The sequence below is a fragment of the Pseudomonas sp. FW300-N1A1 genome (assembly GCF_058789115.1).
In genome coordinates this window covers 51102-73174 of record NZ_JBYTBK010000023.1, presented here as the reverse complement: position 1 = coordinate 73174, position 22073 = coordinate 51102, and the positions used below count along the sequence as shown (strand labels likewise).

19 protein-coding genes are annotated in these 22073 nt (G+C 61.4%); 15 read left to right on the top strand and 4 right to left on the bottom strand.

Annotated features, from left to right (window positions below; genetic code table 11):
* Window positions 1–818: 818 nt before the first annotated feature.
* The 4 genes from AC3WQN_RS16565 to AC3WQN_RS16550 all read right to left on the bottom strand — a co-directional run bounded on the left by AC3WQN_RS16565 (window position 819) and on the right by AC3WQN_RS16550 (window position 4693).
* Window positions 819–1667, bottom strand: a complete 849-nt coding sequence (locus tag AC3WQN_RS16565; protein ID WP_103401921.1) for a cache domain-containing protein — start codon at window positions 1665–1667, stop codon at window positions 819–821.
* Between the two features lie 96 nt (window positions 1668–1763).
* A complete protein-coding gene (locus AC3WQN_RS16560; protein ID WP_178081949.1) occupies window positions 1764–2600 on the bottom strand; it encodes an ATPase in 837 nt (278 codons plus the stop codon).
* Between the two features lie 93 nt (window positions 2601–2693).
* On the bottom strand, window positions 2694–3698 hold the full coding sequence (locus AC3WQN_RS16555) for an NAD-dependent epimerase/dehydratase family protein (RefSeq protein ID WP_103401922.1): 1005 nt from the start codon (window positions 3696–3698) through the stop codon (window positions 2694–2696).
* A gap of 95 nt (window positions 3699–3793) precedes the next feature.
* Window positions 3794–4693: a LysR family transcriptional regulator ArgP gene (locus tag AC3WQN_RS16550; RefSeq protein ID WP_103401923.1), complete on the bottom strand. Its 900-nt coding sequence runs from the start codon at window positions 4691–4693 to the stop codon at window positions 3794–3796.
* 96 nt (window positions 4694–4789) lie between these two features.
* Here AC3WQN_RS16550 and AC3WQN_RS16545 point away from each other — a divergent pair, with 96 nt between their 5' ends.
* From AC3WQN_RS16545 to AC3WQN_RS16475, 15 genes are all read left to right on the top strand, one after another.
* Window positions 4790–5191, top strand: coding sequence for an ACT domain-containing protein (locus tag AC3WQN_RS16545; RefSeq protein ID WP_103401924.1), 402 nt, complete (start codon window positions 4790–4792; stop codon window positions 5189–5191).
* 5 nt (window positions 5192–5196) lie between these two features.
* Window positions 5197–5799 carry a LysE/ArgO family amino acid transporter gene (locus tag AC3WQN_RS16540; protein ID WP_103401925.1) on the top strand — a complete coding sequence of 201 codons (603 nt, stop codon included), beginning with the start codon at window positions 5197–5199 and terminating at the stop codon, window positions 5797–5799.
* A gap of 175 nt (window positions 5800–5974) precedes the next feature.
* Window positions 5975–6571, top strand: a complete 597-nt coding sequence (locus AC3WQN_RS16535; RefSeq protein WP_095078614.1) for a superoxide dismutase — start codon at window positions 5975–5977, stop codon at window positions 6569–6571.
* Between the two features lie 329 nt (window positions 6572–6900).
* A complete protein-coding gene (locus AC3WQN_RS16530; protein WP_103401926.1) occupies window positions 6901–8952 on the top strand; it encodes a putative bifunctional diguanylate cyclase/phosphodiesterase in 2052 nt (683 codons plus the stop codon).
* A 149-nt stretch (window positions 8953–9101) separates the two neighbouring features.
* Window positions 9102–10442, top strand: a complete 1341-nt coding sequence (locus AC3WQN_RS16525; RefSeq protein ID WP_095078616.1) for an imelysin family protein — start codon at window positions 9102–9104, stop codon at window positions 10440–10442.
* Between the two features lie 302 nt (window positions 10443–10744).
* The gene (locus AC3WQN_RS16520) at window positions 10745–12208 is read left to right on the top strand and encodes a PAAR domain-containing protein (RefSeq protein ID WP_492589406.1); all 1464 of its coding nucleotides are present in this window, start codon (window positions 10745–10747) and stop codon (window positions 12206–12208) included.
* Window positions 12205–12816, top strand: coding sequence for a hypothetical protein (locus AC3WQN_RS16515; RefSeq protein ID WP_103402414.1), 612 nt, complete (start codon window positions 12205–12207; stop codon window positions 12814–12816). The genes AC3WQN_RS16520 and AC3WQN_RS16515 overlap by 4 nt, the downstream gene beginning before the upstream one ends.
* Complete coding sequence (locus AC3WQN_RS16510; RefSeq protein ID WP_103402415.1) at window positions 12801–13007, top strand: hypothetical protein; 207 nt, start codon at window positions 12801–12803, stop codon at window positions 13005–13007. The genes AC3WQN_RS16515 and AC3WQN_RS16510 overlap by 16 nt, the downstream gene beginning before the upstream one ends.
* The gene (locus tag AC3WQN_RS16505) at window positions 13004–13615 is read left to right on the top strand and encodes a hypothetical protein (RefSeq protein ID WP_492589409.1); all 612 of its coding nucleotides are present in this window, start codon (window positions 13004–13006) and stop codon (window positions 13613–13615) included. The genes AC3WQN_RS16510 and AC3WQN_RS16505 overlap by 4 nt, the downstream gene beginning before the upstream one ends.
* A 47-nt stretch (window positions 13616–13662) precedes the next feature.
* Entirely contained in the window at window positions 13663–13806 is a 144-nt protein-coding gene (locus AC3WQN_RS16500) for a hypothetical protein (protein ID WP_158248635.1), read from the top strand.
* A gap of 147 nt (window positions 13807–13953) precedes the next feature.
* Window positions 13954–15381: a di-heme oxidoreductase family protein gene (locus AC3WQN_RS16495; RefSeq protein ID WP_103400824.1), complete on the top strand. Its 1428-nt coding sequence runs from the start codon at window positions 13954–13956 to the stop codon at window positions 15379–15381.
* Between the two features lie 45 nt (window positions 15382–15426).
* Complete coding sequence (locus AC3WQN_RS16490; protein WP_103400825.1) at window positions 15427–16491, top strand: imelysin family protein; 1065 nt, start codon at window positions 15427–15429, stop codon at window positions 16489–16491.
* Window positions 16492–16505: 14 nt separating this feature from the next.
* On the top strand, window positions 16506–17603 hold the full coding sequence (locus AC3WQN_RS16485; protein ID WP_103400826.1) for a DUF1513 domain-containing protein: 1098 nt from the start codon (window positions 16506–16508) through the stop codon (window positions 17601–17603).
* 267 nt (window positions 17604–17870) lie between these two features.
* On the top strand, window positions 17871–19022 hold the full coding sequence (locus tag AC3WQN_RS16480) for an efflux RND transporter periplasmic adaptor subunit (RefSeq protein ID WP_492589411.1): 1152 nt from the start codon (window positions 17871–17873) through the stop codon (window positions 19020–19022).
* Window positions 19023–19035: 13 nt separating this feature from the next.
* Window positions 19036–22062, top strand: coding sequence for a multidrug efflux RND transporter permease subunit (locus tag AC3WQN_RS16475; RefSeq protein WP_103400828.1), 3027 nt, complete (start codon window positions 19036–19038; stop codon window positions 22060–22062).
* Window positions 22063–22073: the final 11 nt, after the last annotated feature.

The following is a 22073-nucleotide window of genomic DNA, read 5'->3' as shown; positions in this document are numbered from 1 at the left end:
GTGTTCGGCACTTTATCCCTGGTGATCAAGGCTGTTGCTCCCATAGGCCTGTGGCGAGGGAGCTTGCTCCCGCTGGCGTGCGCAGCGCGCCCTGACCAGGCGATGGCGGTCTCTCAGAACGACCTGGGTGACCGGTTTTGGGGCAGCTGCGCAGCCCAGCGCGAGCAAGCTCGCTCGCCACGGGGCAGGTGCTCGGCACTCCAGGCCAGGTGATTGAGGCTGTTGCTCCCATAGGCCTGTGACGAGGGAGCTTGCTCCCGCTGGCGTGCGCAGCGCGCCCTGACCAGGCGATGGCGGTCTTTCAGAATGACCTGGGTGAGCGGTTTTGGGGCTGCTGCGCAGCCCAGCGCGAGCAAGCTCGCTCGCCACGGGGCAGGTGCCCGGCACTCCAAGCCAGGTGATTGAAGCTGTTGCTCCCATAGGCCTGTGGCGAGGGAGCTTGCTCCCGCTGGCGTGCGCAGCACGCCCTGACCAGACGATGGCGGTCTTTCAGAATGACCAGGGTGAGCGGTTTTGGGGCTGCTGCGCAGCCCAGCGCGAGCAAGCTCGCTCGCCACGGGGCAGGTGTTCGGTACTCCAGGCCAGGTGATTGAAGCTGTTGCTCCCATAGGCCTGTGGCGAGGGAGCTTGCTGCCGCTGGCGTACGCAGCGCGCCCTGACCAGACGATGGCGGTCTTTCAGAATGACCTGGGTGACCGGTTTTTGGGCTGCCACGCAGCCCAGCGCGAGCAAGCTCGCTCGCCACGGGGCAGGTGTTCGGCACACCCCTGCGTGGCGAGAGCAAGACAAACAATCATCCTTAAGGGATTTGCCTCGCTTCAAGGGCTGTAATACCCCACCGCCACCAGCCGGTTGCCGACCTTTTTCAGGTAGGCGTGCTTGTCTTCCACCTTGCCGGTGACCGGGTTTTTCCAGCGGTAATCGTATTCGCCCTGATCCTGGCCGGCCATCAGCGCCAGAATTGGCTCACCGACGGGTTTACCGTCCGGGTCCTGAATCCGGCCGAAATCGGTATTGATCAATCGAAGGTTGGTGCCATGGGCCAGGTAACGCTGGCTGTCGAGATCGACGACAAACACATAGAGGTCATCTTGCAGAAAGCCGCCCTGCAGCGAATTGATCGCCTTGATCGTGGCCTTTTCGTCCTTGCCCAGGTCCGCGGCGGCCTTGTCGAGCAACACTTTGGCCTGCTCGGCCGAAGCCCGTGGCAAGTAGTAGCCGACCGCCAGGATCCGCTCGCCGATGCGCTGGTAGAACACATGCTTGCGCTCAACCCTGCCGTCAGACCAGTTCTGCCATCGGTAATCGGCCTGCTGAATGCCGTTCCCCTCAGGCACCAGCAAGGCGTTCTTGAAGGCCTTCTGCAAATCCGGCCCCAGCACCTCGGACACGTCGCGCCCGATCAGGGCTGAGGATGGCCCGCCGCTGGCGAGCATGATGCCCTTGGTATCGACCACAAAGACATACATGTCCTTGACCACAAACTCGCCCTGGCGACTGAACGCGGCAAACGCCTTGTCGCCATTGTCGTGGTAATAGGCCAGGGCTTTTTCCAGCAGGGCCAGCGCGGCCTTGTCTTCCGCCTCCGCCTTCCCGGCTGCCTGGGCCTGCCCCAGGCACACCACCAGCAGCCAGCCCAGCAAGGCGATCTTTTGCGCAAACCTCATTGTGCGTCCCTCGTTCTTGTTGATGTTTCAAGAGCGTAGACGGCTTGAAGCTATGTACGACTGTTCAGGACAACCCAGGCACGCGGTGGCCAGGCGTCACGGTCGCGCGCTGATTTGCTGCTGCAGGTTCCTGATCTGGCTCTGCAAGGTCGTGATATTGCGCGTGACCTGGCCACGGAAGGCATCGAACTCAGCGACATTGGCGCCACCTTGAGGCATCGGGCGGTTGTCCTGCTGGCTTTTGAGCACGATCAAGTCTTGCTCCAGGCGCTCGATGGCCGCGCTTGGATTGCCTTGTTTCTTCAAGGCCGCGATGTCGGCGCTGAGGCTTTTCAGCTCAGCTTCGACTTTGCTGGTGTCGGCTGGCGTGTTCTTGAGTGTTGCCACGTCAGCACTCAGGACCTTGAGTTCGCTTTGCAACTGAGTATTGACGCCACGCTGCTCGGCGCTCTGGGCGACGATCTGCGCCAGGCGCTTATCCAGGTCCGTCGCCTGCCCCACCACGCCTTGCTGCTGTTGGCCCTGCTCCTGCAACTTGCTTTCCAGTTGCCTGATTTGCAGCTTGAGCGCTTCGCTGTCGTTGGTGACATGGGACTGGCTGGCAACGACCTTGCCGGAAATGTCCTGCAAACGCCCGGCCGCTTCTTCACTGATCCGGGCGAAGCTTTCCTGGGTGGCCACCAGTTGCTGCTCCATCAGCGAAATCTGCTGGAAGCTCCACCAGGCAAGGCCAATGAACGCAAAGAACAACGCACCGACCAACGCCCACAACGGCCCGGTACTCGGCCCCTTGGCCTGCGGCACCGGGCGCGAATGCACGCTGGTGCGCTCGCGGGCAGCGGCCGTGCTCGGGAAGTCGTCGTGATCGAAGCTGTCCGCGCGCAGGCTCGGTACATCATCGAAGTCGTCGTTGGCATCGTTACGCATGGACATGAGTCAACCTTTTTGAACCACAGTGATGGCTAAATGCGACGAGTATAAACCCTGAACCCGCCGCATTGATCGACCTCGAACCCTGGACTCGGTTCACCCCTGTCGTGTGCCGATGTCCTGAGCCTTCCACCAACCGCAGAATTCATCCAGTGCCGACCACAAGCTGACCTTGGGGTCGTAGTCCAGGTAATGCCGGGCGCGGCTGATGTCCAGGGTGAAGTTTTTGTGCATCACTTGCATGCCCAGGCAGGACAGCGTCGGTTCGGGCCGCCCAGGCCAGAGCTTGCAAAACCCTTCGTTCAGCGCCGCGACACTGTTAGCCAGACCATAGGAACGGTAACGCGTCACCTGGGGGACTTCCATCTGTCGCATCACGTAATTGACCACATCCCACAGCGGCACGGGCGTCCCGTTGCTGATGTTGTAGACCTTGCCCAGCGCCGACCCGGTCGCCAGCAGGCAACTGAGCAGGGCTTCGTTGAGGTTCTGCACGCTGGTGAAGTCGACCTTGTTCAATCCATTGCCGATGATCGCCAGGCGCCCCTTGCGCTGCATTTTCAACAGGCGCGGGAAAATGCTCATGTCGCCGGCCCCCGTGACGAATCGCGGGCGCAGCGCCAGTACTTCCAGGCCAAACTCCTGGGCCCCGAAGACCTTTTGCTCGGCCAGGTACTTGGTGGCGGCGTACGGGTGCTTGAAGCGCTTGGGCACCTGCTCCTCGGTCAACCCCAGGTGATCGCGGCCATCGAAGTAGATGGACGGCGACGACAAATGCACCAGACGCCGGACGTTCTGCTTGAGGCAGGCCTCGACCACGTTTTCAGTGACCAGCACGTTGCCTTGGTGAAAGTCTTGATAACGCCCCCACAGCCCCACTGCTCCGGCGCAATGCACCACGGCATCGACATCCACGCACAGGTCGCGCACCCGTTGCGCGTCGGTAAGATCGCCCTGAACGAACTGTGCTCCGCGTCGAACCAGGTGTTCGACGCTTTCGGCCCGGCGCCCGTTGACCCGTACGTCCAGGCCTTGCTCCAGGGCGAACCGCGCAAAGCGCCCGCCAATGAAGCCGCTTGCGCCGGTGACCAGAATTTTCATTTATTGCTCCTACAGATGCAGTTACAAGCTTCAAGCCACAAGCTGCAAGTTAAAAACGGTGCGCAGCGCTTCACCTGCCGCTTGCAGCTAGACGCTTACCGCGACTCCAACGGCACCAACCACTGTCGGGACAGGCGCACCAGATGTTCAGTGAGTAAGCCGAGCAGCTGGCCACCATTGCGCCAATGATGCCAGTACAGCGGCACATCGATGGGTTTATCTGCCAACAACTCCACCAGGACACCCCGCTCAAGCTGTTCCCGAACCTGCAGTTCCGGCACCAGCCCCCATCCCAGGCCGGCTTCGGTCAGGCGGATAAAGCCTTCGGAAGACGGGCACAAATGGTGCTCGAAGCCTCCATCGACCCCCAATGACGCCAGGTAGCGGTGTTGCAGGAAATCGTCCGGGCCGAACACCAGCGCAGGGGTGCGGGCCAACTGGTCGGCCTTGACCCCATTCGGGAAGTGCCGGGCGATGAACGCCGGACTGGCCAGGGCGCGATAGCGCATCGCCCCCAGCAATACGCTGCGGGCCCCGGCCACCGGCCGCTCACTGGCACACACGCACGCGGCCACTTCTCCGGCGCGCATGCGTTTGAGGCCGACCGTCTGGTCCTCCACCACCAGGTCGAGTAACAGATGCTGCTCGGCGCAAAATTCCCCCACGGCCTCAGCCCACCAGGTGGCCAGGCTGTCGGCGTTGAGGGCGATGCGCAAACGCTCGGGCAAGCCTTCTTCGTCAAGCGCCGGCACCAGGCTTTGCAGATCGCGCTCCAGCAAGCGCACTTGCTGCACATGGTTGAGCAAGCCCCGGCCGATCTCCGTGGGTGCCGGTGGCGTGGCCCGTACCAGTACCGGCTGGCCGACGCGAGCTTCAAGCAATTTGATGCGCTGGGATATCGCCGATTGGGACAACCCCAGCACCTGTGCCGCGCGTTCGAACCCGGCCTGCTCGACCACGGCAGCAAGGGCGGACAGCAGTTTATAGTCGAACATCAATTCTCCTAATGAGCGATCAGCAATATTGGTTTTTCTTATACAGCCTGGAACAGGAGAATAGCCAGCAAGCACTCTTGGACAAGGATCAGCGTCATGGCTGGCGAAACCTCACTCGACACCCTGCTGCGCAGCATGAGCCCCCACCTCAACGACGGAGAATATGTGTTCTGCACGATTCGCGACGGCCGCTTGCCACAAGGCTGCGAGATCATCGGCAGCTTCCGGGAACAGGAAGGCCTGACCCTGATCCTTGCGCGATCCGAAGCCGAGAAGGCCGGCTTCAGTTTCGACTACCGGGCGGCATGGATCACCCTCAAGGTGCACTCGGCCCTTTCCGCCGTCGGCCTTACGGCCGCCTTCGCCACTGCGCTGGGCAAGGCCGGCATCAGCTGCAACGTGATTGCCGGCTACTACCACGACCATTTGTTTGTCGGCCTGGCCGACGCTGAACGTGCCATGTCAGTGCTACGGCAACTGGCGGCAGACGCGGAGTAATTCCTATGTGGCAAAGCTATGTGAACGGCCTGTTGGTCGCTGCGGGGCTGATCATGGCGATCGGCACGCAAAACGCGTTCGTCCTGGCGCAGAGTCTGCGTCGCGAACATCACCTGCCGGTGGCCGCACTCTGCGTCACCTGCGATGCCCTGCTGGTCGCCGCCGGGGTCTTCGGCCTGGCCACGGTGCTGGCCCAGAACCCGACCTTGCTGGCCTTTGCCCGCTGGGGTGGCGCGGCGTTCCTTCTGTGGTACGGCAGCCAGGCACTGCGTCGGGCTTGTTCCAGGCAAAGCCTGCAACAAGGCGAGAACCAGACCGTTCGCTCATTGCGCGCGGTGATGCTCAGCGCCCTGGCGGTCACGCTGCTCAACCCCCATGTGTACCTGGACACGGTGCTACTGATCGGCTCCCTCGGCGCACAACAGACCGAACCCGGTGCCTATGTCGTGGGAGCGGCGAGTGCATCGCTGCTGTGGTTCTTCACCCTGGCCCTCGGCGCGGCATGGCTGGCACCCTGGCTGGCACGCCCAAGTACCTGGCGGATACTCGACCTGTTGGTGGCGGTGATGATGTACGCGGTGGCCTTCCAACTGATCATGGCCGGTTGATTGCTCCCGACAGCTCTGGAACCTCTATCCCACACAGTTGTTGCGTGGTTATGCCGCCCCCCCGGTGCTATGATCCGAGACCTGCGCCGCAAAGAGTACAAACTCCCCGGCGCTTGTCTGGCCGCCCGTGATCGGCCTTGCGCCCACCGCAACTGACCTGATTAGGAGAATCACCATGGCTTTCGAATTGCCGCCACTGCCTTACGCATACGACGCACTGCAGCCGCACATTTCCCAGGAAACCCTGGAATACCACCACGACAAGCACCACAACACCTATGTCGTGAACCTGAACAACCTGGTGCCAGGCACCGAGTTCGAAGGCAAGACCCTGGAAGAGATCGTCAAAACCTCTTCGGGTGGCATCTTCAACAACGCCGCTCAGGTCTGGAACCACACTTTCTACTGGAACTGCCTGGCGCCAAACGCTGGCGGCCAACCTACCGGCGCACTGGCTGAAGCCATCAACGCGGCATTCGGTTCGTTCGACAAGTTCAAAGAAGAATTCACCAAGACTTCCGTCGGCACCTTCGGTTCCGGTTGGGGCTGGCTGGTGAAAAAGGCTGACGGTTCCCTGGCCCTGGCCAGCACCATCGGCGCCGGCAACCCGCTGACCAGCGGCGACACCCCGCTGCTGACCTGCGACGTCTGGGAACACGCTTACTACATCGACTACCGCAACGTTCGTCCAAAGTATGTCGAAGCGTTCTGGAACCTGGTCAACTGGAAGTTCGTGGCTGAGCAGTTCGAAGGCAAAACCTTCACCGCTTGAGTCGGCTTGCAGTGAAAAAACCCGGCATCGCCGGGTTTTTTTATTCCCGGCCCCGGTGAATGTCCCCGCAAGCAGGCTGAAAACAAAGAACGCCTTGCCGCTGCGCCACAGGCGTCTACCATCAACCAGATGGAAATATTCTCCCCTGCCCCTCAAGTTGCAGGAGGTACCTACCGACACACTATCAATGGTCTCCAATTGCCAGCTGACAGGGTGATGCAGTCAAGCCAGCAGACAAAAGCGTTAAGATTGCCCCTTTGACTGCCATTACAGGATTGCCAATACTCATGGCAACTTGACGTTACCCGCATGGAACAAGGAATTACCCTTTGAAGCTGGAACTCAAAAACAGCTTGTCGGTGAAGTTGCTCCGGGTCGTGCTCTTGTCGGCATTGATCGTCGGTGTCGTTTTAAGCTGCGCACAGATTGTCTTCGATGCTTATAAAACCCGTCAGGCCGTGGCCAACGATGCCGACCGCATCCTCGACATGTTTCGCGACCCCTCGACCCAGGCGGTGTATAGCCTCGACCGGGAAATGGGCATGCAGGTCATCGAAGGCCTGTTCCAGGATGAGGCCGTGCGCATGGCCTCCATCGGCCACCCCAACGAAACCATGCTCGCGCAAAAGAGCCGCGAACCGCAGCAGTCCGACAGTCGCTGGCTGACTGACCTGATTCTGGGCAAAGAGCGCACCTTCACCACCTCGCTGGTAGGCCGAGGCCCCTACAGTGAGTATTACGGCGACCTGAGCATCACCCTTGACACCGCCACCTATGGCCAGGGGTTTATTGTCAGCTCCGTCATCATTTTTATTTCCGGCGTGCTCAGGGCAATGGCCATGGGGCTGGTGCTGTACCTGGTCTATCACTGGCTGCTGACCAAGCCGCTGTCGCGGATCATCGAGCACCTGACCAATATCAACCCCGACCGTCCCAGCGAACACAAGATTCCGCTGCTCAAGGGCCACGAGAAGAACGAACTGGGGCTCTGGATCAACACCGCCAACCAGTTGCTGGAGTCCATCGAGCGCAATACCCACCTGCGCCACGAGGCCGAAAACAGCCTGCTGCGCATGGCCCAGTACGACTTCCTCACCGGCCTGCCGAACCGTCAGCAATTGCAGCAGCAGCTGGACAAGATTCTGGTGGATGCCGGTCGCCTGCAGCGTCGGGTCGCGGTGATCTGCGTCGGCCTGGACGATTTCAAAGGCATCAACGAGCAGTTCAGCTACCAGACTGGCGACCAATTGCTGCTGGCCCTGGCCGATCGCCTGCGCGCCCACAGTGGCCGCCTCGGCGCCCTGGCTCGTCTCGGGGGGGATCAGTTCGCACTGGTTCAGGCTGACATCGAGCAGCCTTACGAAGCGGCCGAATTGGCACAAAGCATTCTTGACGACCTGGAAGTGGCCTTCGCCCTCGATCATCAGGAGATCCGCCTGCGTGCAACCATCGGCATCACCCTGTTCCCGGAAGATGGCGACAGCACCGAAAAGCTGCTGCAAAAAGCCGAACAGACCATGACCCTGGCCAAGACCCGTTCGCGCAACCGATATCAGTTCTACATCGCCAGCGTGGACAGTGAAATGCGCCGGCGCCGCGAACTGGAAAAAGACCTGCGTGACGCCCTCGGCCGCGAGCAGTTCTACCTGGTCTACCAGCCGCAGATCAGCTACCGCGATCACCGCGTCGTCGGCGTCGAGGCGCTGATTCGCTGGCAACATCCCGAACATGGCCTGGTTCCACCGGACTTGTTCATTCCGCTGGCCGAGCAGAACGGCACCATCATCGCCATCGGCGAATGGGTACTGGACCAGGCCTGCCGCCAGCTGCGCGAATGGCACGACCAGGGATTCAGCGACCTGCGCATGGCGGTCAACCTGTCTACCGTGCAGTTGCACCACGCCGAACTGCCCCGGGTGGTCAATAACCTGCTGCAAATCTATCGCCTGCCGCCCCGTAGCCTGGAGCTGGAGGTCACCGAAACCGGCCTGATGGAAGACATCAGCACCGCGGCACAGCACCTGCTCAGCCTGCGCCGTTCCGGAGCCTTGATCGCCATCGACGACTTCGGCACCGGTTACTCCTCGCTCAGCTATCTCAAAAGCCTGCCGCTGGACAAGATCAAGATCGACAAGAGCTTCGTCCAGGACCTGCTGGACGACGATGACGACGCAACCATCGTCCGCGCCATCATCCAGCTGGGCAAAAGCCTGGGCATGCAGGTCATCGCCGAAGGCGTGGAGACCGCCGAACAAGAGGCGTACATCATCTCCGAGGGTTGCCACGAAGGTCAGGGTTACCACTACAGCAAACCGCTGCCGGCGCGCGAACTGAGTGCCTATCTCAAGCAGGCACAGCGCAGTAATGCCGCCATCCTGTGATGCGTCGGGGCCTGGCCCCACGCATTGACTCCGTTAATAAGAAATATTTACAAGCACAGCCCTTTACACATAATGCGAAAGATTTGCATTATGTTGCGGTTTTGCGCACCCCGCGCCTGTCCATCATCTCCCGAAGCAGGATGTTCGCCATGATTCGTATGCCTCTGGCTACCGCCAGTTTGCTGGCCATCGCTATTTCCCTCGCCGGTTGCGGCGAAGGCAAAGACAAGGCGGCCGCACCCGCGCCTACTCCGGCCGCCAGCACCGCAGCGCCGGCTGCCGCGGCTACCGCCGGTAAAGTCGACGAAGCTGCTGGCAAAGCCGTTGTCGCGCATTACGCCGACATCGTCTACGCCGTCTACAGCGATGCCGAATCCACCGCGAAAACCTTGCAGACCGCGATCGACGCGTTCCTGGCCAAGCCGAACGCCGACACCCTCAAAGCCGCCAAGGCTGCCTGGGTAGCGGCACGCGTGCCTTACCTGCAGAGCGAAGTGTTCCGCTTCGGCAACACCATCATCGACGATTGGGAAGGACAGGTTAACGCCTGGCCACTGGACGAAGGCCTGATCGACTACGTCGACAAGACCTACGAGCACGCACTGGGTAACCCGGGCGCCAGCGCCAACATCATCGCCAACACCCAGGTGCAGGTCGGCGAAGACAAAGTCGACGTGAAAGACATCACCGCGGAAAAACTGGCCAGCCTGAACGAGCTGGGCGGTTCCGAAGCCAACGTCGCTACCGGCTACCACGCCATCGAATTCCTGCTGTGGGGCCAGGACCTGAACGGCACCGGCCCGGGCGCTGGCAACCGTCCTGCTTCCGACTACCTGGAAGGCAAAGGCGCTACCGGTGGCCACAACGAGCGTCGCCGTGCCTACCTCAAGGCCGTGACCCAACTGCTGGTCAGCGACCTGGAAGAAATGGTCGGTAACTGGAAGCCGAACGTGGCCGACAACTATCGCGCCACCCTGGAAGCCGAGCCTGTTGATACCGGCCTGCGCAAAATGCTCTTCGGCATGGGCAGCCTGTCGCTGGGCGAACTGGCGGGCGAGCGGATGAAAGTCTCCCTGGAAGCCAACTCTCCAGAAGACGAACAGGACTGCTTCAGCGACAACACCCATTACTCGCACTTCTACGATGCCAAAGGCGTTCGTAACGTGTATCTGGGCGAATACACCCGTGTCGATGGCAGCAAAATGACTGGCGCCAGCCTGTCGTCGCTGGTGGCCAAGGCCGACCCAGCTGCAGACGCCGCGCTCAAGGCCGACCTGGCCGCGACCGAAGCCAAGCTGCAGGTCATGGTTGACCACGCCACCAAGGGCGAGCACTACGACCAGTTGATCGCCGCCGGCAACACCGCTGGCAACCAGGTAGTACGTGACGCCATCGCGGCCCTCGTCAAGCAGACCGGCTCGATCGAACAGGCCGCAGGCAAACTGGGCATCAGCGACCTGAACCCGGACAACGCTGATCACGAGTTCTGATCAACCCCGGTCAACACCGAGTCAAGAAAATGCCCCGACACGCTCGGGGCATTTTTTTTGGCTGATGCAGTACCGTCAGGATCGAAACATGAAGACCGTTGCTCCATCTGTCGGTAGATGAATGCTTCCGATCGACACACAAGCTAGTTGCGGGGTTGAGCTTGATTGAGCAGGTCGCACGGATCATCCACAACCCGATTTCAGAGTAAACCTACACCACTCAAGGAAACGTCTGATTTATCTCCCAGCACCGCCTCGCCTAGCGTGCTCGTCCCTACCGATCACATAAGGACGTGTCTGGCATGAGGCGCTATCACATCACCGTCGGAGCCAAAACCACGGTCAACGGCACCGTGCTCACCGGCTACGAATACAGCACCATCAATGGCCAGGCCATGGCCCGCGAAGGCGATGAGATCGACTGCCCGGAATGCGACAGCACCGGGGTCATCGTGTGCGACGGGCCGCACCTGGTGGACTTGCTGGATGGCCGCCCCGCCGCCCTCGACGGCGATCTCTGCCGTTGCAAGTGCGACCCGCCGCCGCGACTGATTGCCAACCAGAATCTCAGGTGCCAGTTGTTCGACAACGTCGCGCCACGCCCCCGAGCCACTGCTCAACCCGCCGCGCCAACCGCACACCACCCGGTAGCCGAACCGCGCCCTTCCAGCTTCACCCCTGCACCGAACCGTCCCACGTCGACCTTCGCGCCGCTGCCCGGACAGGTCTGCGAGAACCTCTGGCGCGAGTACCAGCAAAGAGCCGAAGCCATCGTGGCGCCAGGCGGCACCCTGATCGCCGACCCCAAGGCACGTAACAGTGCGATCAATGCCGCCTACGCCCAGCTCTGGCTACACGATCCGCGCTTGCAGTGGGCCGGGCTCGCCGCCTTCGCCTCGAAACAGGTGGGCTGCGGCCTGCTGCACGCCGCCGACTCGATCGACAAGATCCAGGCCGAACATGAAGCCGCACAGCACCTCAAGCATAGCGCCAGGGCAGGGTTGTTTGGCTTGTTCAGCGGCAGTGAAGGTGAGCGGCAGGCGAAGCTGGGGGACTACGAGCAGGCACAACGGGACTACGAGCACGCCATCGGCAACAACCCGCTGCCGAGTATCGACCTCAGGCGCGAAGATGAACCGCTGTCGATGGCGCAGCAGCTGTACCGGCATGTGTATGAGATGCTGGCCATGGGCAATACCACGCTATTCCTGGACGTCTATCCGTTGCATGTTTTCTACAAGGAGCGGGGGTTGGGGGCGCTCGAAACCTGCCTGCCTTCGCGTAAGAACATTTATGGGCATGACCAGCCCCCTGTGTTATGGCCGGTCGGGCAGAAGACACTAGAGTTCGGTACTAACTATAAGGAAATCCTGCAAGCCTTCGAGGCCATTGAGGCTGGCAATATCGCCAAAAGTGTTGACCATCTGGCTTGGCACGAACAGCGGAACATCCTTCAACCGGCGATGTACAGCGACCTGAAGTTGGTGGTTCTGCTGCGCGGCAATCACCTCTCCTACATCACAGGTATCCCATCCGGCGTCGCTCAAGCCATCGAACTGACCCTGGCCAGCCAATGCCGGCCTGTCGATGACAGACGCACCATTGGTTTCAGCAATAACCCCGTAGCCGACCTGTCCGACATCCATCAGCGTATGCCTTTTGTGCTCAAGGCCGCGGCACAGTTTGACGAGCTGCTGCATGACGATAACCGCTACCAGATTCAGCAGTCGCTTCGGGACATCGCCGCAGGTCGGGGCGTGCGATGAGCCTGGCGCTACGTCTGGGTTGGCGAAGCGGTGTGATTGCACTCGCGGTCGCTGTCTGCATTGCATGGGCGGCGATTGCAGCGCAATCGGAAAAGGAAATCGCGCTGGTGATCGGCGAGCCTTGGGAGGACATGCGCCAGCGCTCCAGTGCGGAGATTGACCCGGCTATTGCCGGGCGCTTTTGGGGGCGATTGCCGAAATCGGATGCCCGCCTGCGCTTCATTGACCCTATGTATGGGTTCGTGACCCCACTGGCTCGGTTTTTCACGGTCACTTTTGATGATGAGTTAGTCAACAGTGTCAGTATGTCCCCGCAAATCGAACCGCTACTGCTCGACGATACGCTCAAGGTCGTGCTGGAACTGCAGGAGCAATGGCGCAAAGGCGGCTGGATACCGACCCGGGCCAATGACTTTCCACCGTTCGCCGACACGCCACAATGGCGAGCTCAATTGCGAGACGTAAGTAAAGGGGGAACAACCTACTGGCAAGCGGGCAATCAGTATCAAGTGATGATGGTGGTCAATCGTTTCAGGGACTATAAGCGCCCCACTGAAGAGCGTTACCTCATCAAACTGCAGCTTGCCACGCCATGGGTGAAGCCATGACCCATCGCCTCGATGATGGACACACCATTGGCTTGGACAACAACCTCATGACCAACCTGTCCGACATCCATCAGCGCATGCCTTTTGTGCTCAAGGCTGCGGCACAGTTTGACGAGCTGTTGCATGATGGCAACCGCTATCAGATCGAACAGGCGCTTCGGGATATCGCCGCAGGTGGGGGCGTGCGATGAGTCTGACGCAACGTGTCGGTTGGCGACGCGGTGTGTTTGCACTCGCGGTCGCGGCCTTCATTGCATGGGCGGCGATTGCAGCGCAATCGGAAAAGGAAATCGTGCTGATGATAGGTGAACCTTACGAGGCCATGCGCCAGCGCTCCAGTGCGGCCATTGGTCCAGCCATTCCCGGGCAAGTGTCGTTCAACATGCCCCAGTCGGATGCCCGTCTGCTTTTCACAGACCCTCAATATGGGTTTGTGACCCCATTGGCCCGTTTCTTCACCGTTATCTACCGAAATGAGTTGATCTACAGTGTACGGATGTCCCCGCAAATCGAGCCGCTGCTACTCGACGATACGCTCAAGGTCGTGCTGGAGCTGCAGGAGCAATGGCGCAAAGCTGGCTGGACGCCAATCCGGATCAAGAACTTTCCTTCGTTCGCCGATACGCCCCAATGGCGCGCCCGATTGCGAGATGTGAACAAGGGCGGTACGGCTTACTGGCGAGCAGGCGACAAGTACCAAGTGATGCTGGCGGTCAATCGCTTCAGGGATTATCAACGCCCCACTGAGGAGCGTTACCTTATCACTCTACAGCTTGCCACACCGTGGGGGAGGCCTTGACCCTGCGCCCTGATGATGGACACGCCATTGGCTTGGACAGCAACCTCATGACCAACCTGTCCGACATCCATCAGCGCATGCCTTTTGTGCTCAAGGCCGTGGCCCAGTTTGACGAGCTGTTGCATGACGGCAACCGCTATCAGATCGAACAGGCGCTTCGGGATATCGCCGCAGGTGGGGGCGTGCGATGAGCCTGAGGCAACGTGACGGTTGGCAACGCCCAGATGCGGCACCTTGCGCAGTTGCCCTGGATCAAGCAAACGATAATTCCTCTTATTCAAACTCCCCTGCCCTGTTAGACTTTGCGCCCTTGTTTTGCTCGTCTTTCAGGATCTCTGATGCCCTCGCTGTCTCTTCGCCTGTCCGCACTGTTCCTGGCCCTGGGCCTGAGTGCCTGCGATGACGCCCCGCGCTTTACCAAGGCCGAGCCCGGCGAGGCCCGCTCAGGTGGCACCGCAACGGTTCGCAAGACTGACCAGAATGCCTTCTCGATGCCTTCGGCCCACCTCTCGCCGACCCGTCGACTGGACTTCAGCGTCGGCAACAGCTTTTTCCGCAGCCCTTGGGTAACGGCCCCGTCGACCACCACCGCCCGTGACGGTCTCGGCCCGCTGTTCAACACCAACGGTTGCCAGAACTGCCACATCAAGGATGGTCGCGGCCATCCACCGGCGCCCGATGCCAACAATTCAGTGTCGATGCTGGTGCGCCTGTCGATCCCTGAGACCCCGGCCGACGCCAAGCTCGTCGAGCAAGTCGGTGTGGTGCCCGAGCCGGTCTACGGCGGACAACTCCAGGACATGGCGGTGCCAGGCGTCACCCCGGAAGGCAAGGTTCGCGTCGACTACGAGCCGGTGACGGTGCGCTTTGCCGACGGCAGTGAAGTCGAACTGCGCAAACCCAAGCTGCAGATCACCCAGCTAGGCTACGGACCGATGCACCCCGACACGCGTTTTTCCGCCCGGGTCGCCCCGCCGATGATTGGCCTGGGCCTGCTCGAGGCGATTGCCGATGCGGACATTCTGGCCAACGCCGACCCGCTGGACAAAGACAAGGACGGCATTGCCGGTCGGCCGAACCTGGTCTGGGATGATGCACAGCAAAAGACCGTCCTGGGCCGATTTGGCTGGAAAGCCGGGCAACCGAATCTCAATCAACAAAACGTTCACGCGTTTTCTGGTGATATGGGCCTCACCACCCACCTGAGACCCGTCGATGACTGCACCCAGGCCCAGACCGATTGCCTGCAGGCCCCCAACGGCAATGGCCCGGATGGCGAGCCGGAAGTCAGCGACAACATCTTGCGCCTGGTGCTGTTCTACAGCCGTAACCTGGCCGTGCCCGCCCGCCGTGACGTCAACGGCGCGCAAGTGCTGGCCGGCAAGAATCTGTTTTTCCAGGCCGGCTGCCAGTCATGCCACACCCCGACCTTCACCACCGCCGCCAATGCCGCCGAACCTGAACAGGCCAATCAAGTGATTCGCCCCTACAGCGATCTGCTGCTGCATGACATGGGCGAAGGCCTGGCTGATCACCGTAGCGAATTCCAGGCCTCTGGCCGCGACTGGCGCACGCCGCCGTTGTGGGGCATAGGCCTGACGCAAACGGTCAGCGGCCACACCCAGTTCCTGCATGACGGCCGCGCCCGCAACCTGCTTGAAGCCGTGCTCTGGCATGGCGGTGAAGCCCAGGCGGCGCAGCAACAGGTTTTAGCTTTCAATGCCGAGCAACGCGCTGCATTGCTGGCCTTTTTGAATTCGCTCTGAACGCATTTCCCATACGCCTTGCCCCAGACCAATAGGGAGCCCGACATGTTCCGTCCCAAGCTGTTGTTCACCAGCCTTGCCGCCCTCGCCCTTGGCGCCTGTGCGCCCCAGGACCCACAAGCCGTCACCTCCGCCGCCATTGCCAAGCAAGTGATCCTGCCGACCTACAGCCGCTGGGTCGACGCCGACCGCCAACTGGCCGTCAGCGCGCTGGCTTACTGCGAAGGCAAGTCGGACCTGGCGACCGCCCGTGCCGACTTCCTGCATGCGCAAAAAGCCTGGGCCGAACTGCAGCCCCTGCTCGTAGGCCCACTGGCTGAGGGCAACCGCTCCTGGCAGATCCAGTTCTGGCCGGACAAGAAAAACCTGGTCGGTCGCCAGGTCGAACAATTGCTGACCGCGCAGCCGCAAATCGACGCCGCCGCCCTGGCCAAGTCCAGCGTAGTCGTCCAGGGCCTCTCGGCCTATGAGTACATTCTGTTCGACGAGAAGAGCAACGTCGCCGATGCAGCGCAAAAAGCCCGTTATTGCCCGCTGCTGACCGCCATCGGCGAGCGCCAGAAGCAATTGGCCGAAGAGATCCTGGCGAGCTGGAACAGCACCGACGGCATGCTCGCGCAGATGACCAAGTTCCCGAACCAGCGCTACGCCGACTCCCATGAGGCCATCGCCGATTTGCTACGCGCGCAAGTGACGGCACTGGACACTTTGAAGAAAAAACTCGGTACGCCGATGGGACGTCAGAGCAAGGGCATCCCGCAACCCTTCCAGGCGGACGCTTGGCGCAGCCAGTCCTCGCTGCAAAGCCTGGAAGCCAGCCTCGCGGCCGCCCGGACCGTCTGGGTTGGCGTCGACAACAAAGGCCTGCGCGGCCTGTTGCCCGCCGAGCAGAAGCCACTGGCCGACAAGATCGATGCTGCCTATGCCGCCTCGATCAAGCTGTTCGACAGCAGCCAGCGCTCACTGACCGAAATGCTCAACGACGATGCCGGCCGCCAGCAACTCAACGACCTCTACGACAGCCTCAACGTCGTGCATCGCCTGCACGAGGGCGAACTGGCCAAGGCGCTGGGCATTCAACTGGGCTTCAACGCCAACGACGGTGACTGATGAGGGTTAGCTCCATGCTGCGACGCCAGGCTCTGACTTTCGGCAGTTTGTTGCTGGGTGCCGTGACGCTGGGCGGCTGGAAGCTGTTCAAGCAAAAGGACACCGGTCCTTTGCTGCTTTCGGCCCGCGACGACAGCGACGGCAAGCACTACGCCGTCGGCTATCGACTGGATGGCACGCGCGTGTTCGCCACCGAAGTCGGCCAGCGCTGCCACGACATCATCAATCACCCCGAGCTGCCGATTGCGCTGTTCGTTGCCCGGCGACCGGGTACCGAGAGCTACCTGGTCGACCTGCGCGACGGCACGCTGCTGCAGACCCTGGCCTCGCAAGCGAACCGGCACTTCTATGGCCATGCGGTCATTCACAAAGGCGGTGAGTGGCTGTACGCCACGGAAAATGACACCACCGACCCGGGCCGCGGCCTGCTCGGGGTGTACCGTTTCGAGAACGAGCGACTGGTGCACCGCGGTGAAATCTCCACCCACGGCGTCGGCCCCCATCAAGTGTCGTGGATGCCTGATGGTGAAACCCTGGTGGTGGCCAACGGCGGCATCCGCACCGAGGCCGAAAGCCGGGTGGAGATGAACCTCGATGCCATGGAGCCGAGCCTGGTGTTGATGCAGCGCGACGGCACCCTGCTGAGCAAGGAAACCCTGGCCCAGCAGATGAACAGCGTTCGGCACATGGGCATTGCCAGCGACGGCACCATCGTCACCGGCCAGCAATTCATGGGGGCCGCCCACGAATCGTCCGAACTGCTGGCGATCAAGCGTCCCGGCCAGCCCTTTGTCCCGTTCCCGGTCGATGAGCAGCAGTTGCAAGCCATGGGGCATTACACCGCCAGCGTCGCGGTGCACAGTGACCTGCGGCTGGTGGCGCTGACCGCTCCACGGGGCAACCGGTTTTTCATCTGGGACCTGGACAGCGGTGAAGTAAAACTCGATGCGCCCCTCCCCGATTGCGCCGGGGTCGGCGCGGTGGCCGATGGTTTTGTCGTGACCTCGGGTCAAGGGCGTTGCCGCTACTACGATTGTCGCCAGGCAACGTTGGTGGCCAAACCCCTCGAACTCCCCGCAGGACTCTGGGATAACCATCTGCACCTGGTCTGATCGTCATGTTCCCCGTGGCGAGCGAGCTTGCTCGCGCTGGGGCGCGCAGAGCCCCCATTCAGGCGACCGCGGTCTTTCAGCAAGCCCTCGTCCACTTTTTTAGGGGCTGCTGCGCAGCCCAGCGCGAGCAAGCTCGCTCGCCACGGGCAGGTGTTCGTGAGTTCAAGGCCGTCGCTCCGACAGCCCCCAAAACATCCATTGGAAACGCCAGCACTCTCGGAGTAATGTGCGGCCTGTCTCACCTGATTTTTTCCAAGGAAGTGGAATATGCTGCGTCGCCGCATGCTGATCATGTTGGGGGGTGTACTGCTGATCGTCCTGGTGCTGGGAGGCTACAAGGCCTTTTCCATTTACCAGGTGATGCAGACCTTCGCTGTGCCGAAACCACCGGTAAGTGTTGCCGTGGCCACCGCCACCGAACGCCCCTGGCAAGTGCGCCTGCCCAGCGTCGGCACCCTCAAGGCGCTGCAAGGGGTCGACCTGAGCCTGGAGGTCGCCGGCACCGTCACCGAGGTGCAATTCCAGTCCGGGCAGAAGGTCAAGGCCGGCCAGCCGATCCTCCAGCTCGACAGCGCCGTTGAAAGCGCCCTGCTGGAAACCGCCCGGGCCGACCTTGGCCTGGCACAACTGGACTATGGCCGGGGCAGCCAACTGGTGGGCAGCGAGGCCATTTCCAAGGGCGAGTTCGACCGACTCACCGCACAACTGGCCAAGAGCAAGGCGACGGTCAATCAACTCAAGGCCTCCCTGGAAAAGAAACACATCGTTGCCCCCTTCAGCGGCACCATCGGGATTCGCCAGGCCGACGTCGGCGACTTCCTGGCCAGCGGCACCGTGATTGCCACCCTGCAGGACCTCAGCAGCCTGTATGTCGACTTCTACGTTCCGGAACAGGCGGTGCCGAAAATCGCCCTCGGCCAGCCGGTACAGGTAAGCGTCTCGGCCTACCCGACCCTCAACTTCCCCGGCACCATCAGCGCCATCAATCCCAAGGTCGAAAACACCACCCGCAACGTGCTGGTGCGCGCCACGCTGGCCAACCCCGACGGCAAACTGCTGCCCGGCATGTTTGCCAGCCTGCAGGTGCTGCTGCCCGACCCTCAGCCAAAGATCGTCGTCCCTGAAAGCGTGATCACCTACACCCTGTACGGCAACTCACTCTATGTGGCGGCGCAGAAAAAAGACGCGCAAGGCAACCTCGAAAAAGACGACCAGGGTCAGCCGGTGCTGGTCGCCGAGCGTCGGTTCATCGAAACCGGTGAGCGCCGCGACGGTCTGGTGTTGATCAACAAAGGCGTGAGCAACGGCGAGCAAGTGATCAGTGCCGGCCAGATCAAGCTCGACAACGGCGCTCACATCGTCATCAGCCCCGACAAGAACCTGCCGGCCGAACAGAACAGCCAGCCGCACGCTGACTGATCAGGGAATCACCATGGCATTTACCGACCCGTTCATCCGCCGCCCGGTGCTCGCGACCGTGGTCAGCCTGCTGATCGTGCTGCTGGGCTTCCAGGCCTGGAGCAAGCTGCAGCTGCGCCAGTATCCACAGATGGAAAACGCCCTGATCACCGTCACCACGGCTTACCCCGGGGCCAACGCCGAAACGATTCAGGGCTACATCACCCAGCCCTTGCAACAAAGCCTGGCGAGCGCCGAAGGCATCGACTACATGACCTCGGTCAGCCGACAGAACTTCTCGGTGATCTCGATCTACGCCCGCATCGGCGCCAACACCGACCGCTTGTTCACCGAGTTGCTGGCCAAGGCCAACGAGGTCAAGAACCAGCTGCCGCAAGACGCCGAAGACCCGGTACTGAGCAAAGAGGCGGCTGACGCCTCGGTGCTGATGTACATCAGTTTCTTCAGCGAGGATTTGAAGAATCCGCAGATCACCGACTACCTGTCGCGGGTGATCCAGCCCAAGCTCGCCACCCTGCCCGGCATGGCCGAAGCCGAAATCCTCGGCAATCAGGTGTTTGCCATGCGCCTGTGGCTGGACCCGGTAAAGCTCGCAGGTTTCGGCCTGAGCGCCGCCGACGTGACGACTGCCGTGCGCCAGTACAACTTCCTGTCCGCCGCCGGTGAAGTCAAAGGCGAGTATGTCGTCACCAGCGTCAACGCCAACACCGAACTGAAATCCGCCGAAGCCTTTGCCGCGATCCCGCTGAAAGTCGATGGCGACAGCCGAGTACTGCTCAGCGATGTCGCTCGTGTGGAAATGGGCGCGGAAAACTACGACACCATCAGCTCATTCGGCGGCATCCCCTCGGTGTACATCGGGATCAGGCCCACCCCCGGCGCCAACCCGCTGGACGTGATCAAGGAAGTGCGCAAGCTGATGCCGGAGCTGGAATCCCAGCTGCCGCCCAACCTCAAGGCCGACATTGCCTATGACGCCACGGAGTTCATTCAAGCCTCGATCGACGAAGTGGTGAAAACCCTGTTCGAAGCGGTGCTGATCGTGATTGTCGTGGTGTTCCTGTTCCTGGGCGCACTGCGCTCTGTGGTCATTCCGGTGATCACGATCCCGCTGTCGATGATCGGCGTGATGTTTTTCATGCAGCTGATGGGCTACTCGATCAACCTGCTGACCCTGCTGGCCATGGTACTGGCCATCGGCTTGGTGGTGGACGACGCCATCGTGGTGGTGGAGAACATTCACCGCCACATCGAAGAAGGTAAAACGCCGCTGGACGCGGCGCTTGAGGGCGCGCAGGAGATCGCCATGCCCGTGGTCTCGATGACCATCACCCTGGCCGCGGTTTACGCGCCTATCGGCTTCCTGACGGGGCTCACGGGGGCACTGTTCAAGGAGTTCGCCTTGACCCTGGCCGGTGCCGTGGTGATTTCGGGGATCGTGGCCCTGACCCTGTCGCCGATGATGTGCGCCATGCTCCTGCGCCACGATGAAAACCCGACGGGGCTCGCCCATCGCCTGGACCTGATTTTCGAAGGTCTCAAGCAGCGTTACCAGCGCCTGCTGCATGGCACGCTGAACACCCGGCCGGTGGTGCTGGTGTTTGCGGTGATTGTGTTATGCCTGATTCCGGTGCTGCTGATGTTCACCAAGTCGGAACTGGCACCGGATGAGGACCAGGGCATCATTTTCATGATGGCCAATGCGCCGCAACCGACCAACCTGGATTACCTGAACGCCTATACGGACCAATTCATCACGATCTTCAAGGAGTTTCCCGAGTACTACTCCTCGTTCCAGATCAACGGCTTCAACGGCGTCCAGTCGGGTATCGGCGGCTTCCTGCTCAAGCCCTGGAACGAACGCAGCCGCACCCAGATGGAGATCCTGCCCGAGGTCCAGGCCCGGCTGGCGGCGATCTCCGGGCTGCAGATATTTGGCTTCAACCTGCCCTCGCTGCCCGGTACCGGCGAAGGCCTGCCCTTCCAGTTCGTGATCAACACCGCCAATGACTATGAGGCGCTGCTGGCCGTAGTCGACCGGGTAAAAAAGCGTGCGCTGGAGTCTGGCAAGTTCGCCTTCGTCGACATCGACCTGGCCTTTGACAAACCGGAGGTGGTGGTGGATATCGACCGCGCCAAGGCCGCACAGATGGGCGTATCGATGCTCGACCTGGGCACCACGCTGGCAACGTTGCTGGCGGAGGCCGAGATTAACCGCTTCACCCTCGAAGGCCGCAGTTACAAGGTGATCGCCCAGGTCGAGCGGGCCTACCGGGACAACCCCGACTGGTTGAGCCACTACTACGTGAAAAACACTCAGGGACAACTGCTGCCCCTGTCGACCTTGATCACTGTCAACGACCGTGCCCGACCGCGCCAGCTCAACCAGTTCCAGCAATTGAACTCGGCGATACTCTCAGGCTTCCCGACGGTCAGCATGGGCGAAGCGATCGATGCCGTACGCCAGATCGCCGAGGAAGAAGCGCCACCCGGCTTTGCCTTTGATTACGCGGGGGCTTCACGGCAGTACATTCAGGAAGGCCGCGCGTTGTGGGTGACCTTCGCCCTGGCCCTGGCGATCATCTTCCTGGTGCTGGCCGCGCAGTTTGAAAGCTTCCGTGATCCACTGGTGATCCTGGTGACCGTACCGCTGTCGATCTGCGGCGCGTTGATTCCGCTGTTTCTGGGCTGGTCGAGCATGAACATCTATACCCAGGTCGGGTTGGTGACCTTGATCGGCCTGATCAGCAAGCACGGGATCCTGATCGTCGAGTTTGCCAATCAGTTGCGCAAGGACAAAGGCCTGAGCGCCCGTGAAGCCGTGGAAGAAGCCGCTGCCATTCGCCTGCGCCCGGTATTGATGACCACGGCCGCCATGGTGTTTGGCATGGTGCCGTTGATCCTCGCCACAGGCGCCGGGGCCGTGAGCCGCTTCGATATCGGCACCGTCATCGCCACCGGGATGTCCATCGGGACGCTGTTCACCCTGTTCGTGTTGCCCTGCGTCTACACCGTGCTCGCCAAATCCGATCAACCGTAAGGACGGCCGGC

Bases quoted from the DNA above. Each gene is read 5' to 3' on its own strand.
- AC3WQN_RS16565 (WP_103401921.1), bottom strand. From the start codon at position 1,667: ATGAGGTTTGCGCAAAAGATCGCCTTGCTGGGCTGGCTGCTGGTGGTG.
- AC3WQN_RS16560 (WP_178081949.1), bottom strand. From the start codon at position 2,600: ATGTCCATGCGTAACGATGCCAACGACGACTTCGATGATGTACCGAGC.
- AC3WQN_RS16555 (WP_103401922.1), bottom strand. From the start codon at position 3,698: ATGAAAATTCTGGTCACCGGCGCAAGCGGCTTCATTGGCGGGCGCTTT.
- AC3WQN_RS16550 (WP_103401923.1), bottom strand. From the start codon at position 4,693: ATGTTCGACTATAAACTGCTGTCCGCCCTTGCTGCCGTGGTCGAGCAG.
- AC3WQN_RS16545 (WP_103401924.1), top strand. From the start codon at position 4,790: ATGGCTGGCGAAACCTCACTCGACACCCTGCTGCGCAGCATGAGCCCC.
- AC3WQN_RS16540 (WP_103401925.1), top strand. From the start codon at position 5,197: ATGTGGCAAAGCTATGTGAACGGCCTGTTGGTCGCTGCGGGGCTGATC.
- AC3WQN_RS16535 (WP_095078614.1), top strand. From the start codon at position 5,975: ATGGCTTTCGAATTGCCGCCACTGCCTTACGCATACGACGCACTGCAG.
- AC3WQN_RS16525 (WP_095078616.1), top strand. From the start codon at position 9,102: ATGATTCGTATGCCTCTGGCTACCGCCAGTTTGCTGGCCATCGCTATT.
- AC3WQN_RS16520 (WP_492589406.1), top strand. From the start codon at position 10,745: ATGAGGCGCTATCACATCACCGTCGGAGCCAAAACCACGGTCAACGGC.
- AC3WQN_RS16515 (WP_103402414.1), top strand. From the start codon at position 12,205: ATGAGCCTGGCGCTACGTCTGGGTTGGCGAAGCGGTGTGATTGCACTC.
- AC3WQN_RS16510 (WP_103402415.1), top strand. From the start codon at position 12,801: ATGGGTGAAGCCATGACCCATCGCCTCGATGATGGACACACCATTGGC.
- AC3WQN_RS16505 (WP_492589409.1), top strand. From the start codon at position 13,004: ATGAGTCTGACGCAACGTGTCGGTTGGCGACGCGGTGTGTTTGCACTC.
- AC3WQN_RS16500 (WP_158248635.1), top strand. From the start codon at position 13,663: ATGACCAACCTGTCCGACATCCATCAGCGCATGCCTTTTGTGCTCAAG.
- AC3WQN_RS16495 (WP_103400824.1), top strand. From the start codon at position 13,954: ATGCCCTCGCTGTCTCTTCGCCTGTCCGCACTGTTCCTGGCCCTGGGC.
- AC3WQN_RS16490 (WP_103400825.1), top strand. From the start codon at position 15,427: ATGTTCCGTCCCAAGCTGTTGTTCACCAGCCTTGCCGCCCTCGCCCTT.
- AC3WQN_RS16485 (WP_103400826.1), top strand. From the start codon at position 16,506: ATGCTGCGACGCCAGGCTCTGACTTTCGGCAGTTTGTTGCTGGGTGCC.
- AC3WQN_RS16480 (WP_492589411.1), top strand. From the start codon at position 17,871: ATGCTGCGTCGCCGCATGCTGATCATGTTGGGGGGTGTACTGCTGATC.
- AC3WQN_RS16475 (WP_103400828.1), top strand. From the start codon at position 19,036: ATGGCATTTACCGACCCGTTCATCCGCCGCCCGGTGCTCGCGACCGTG.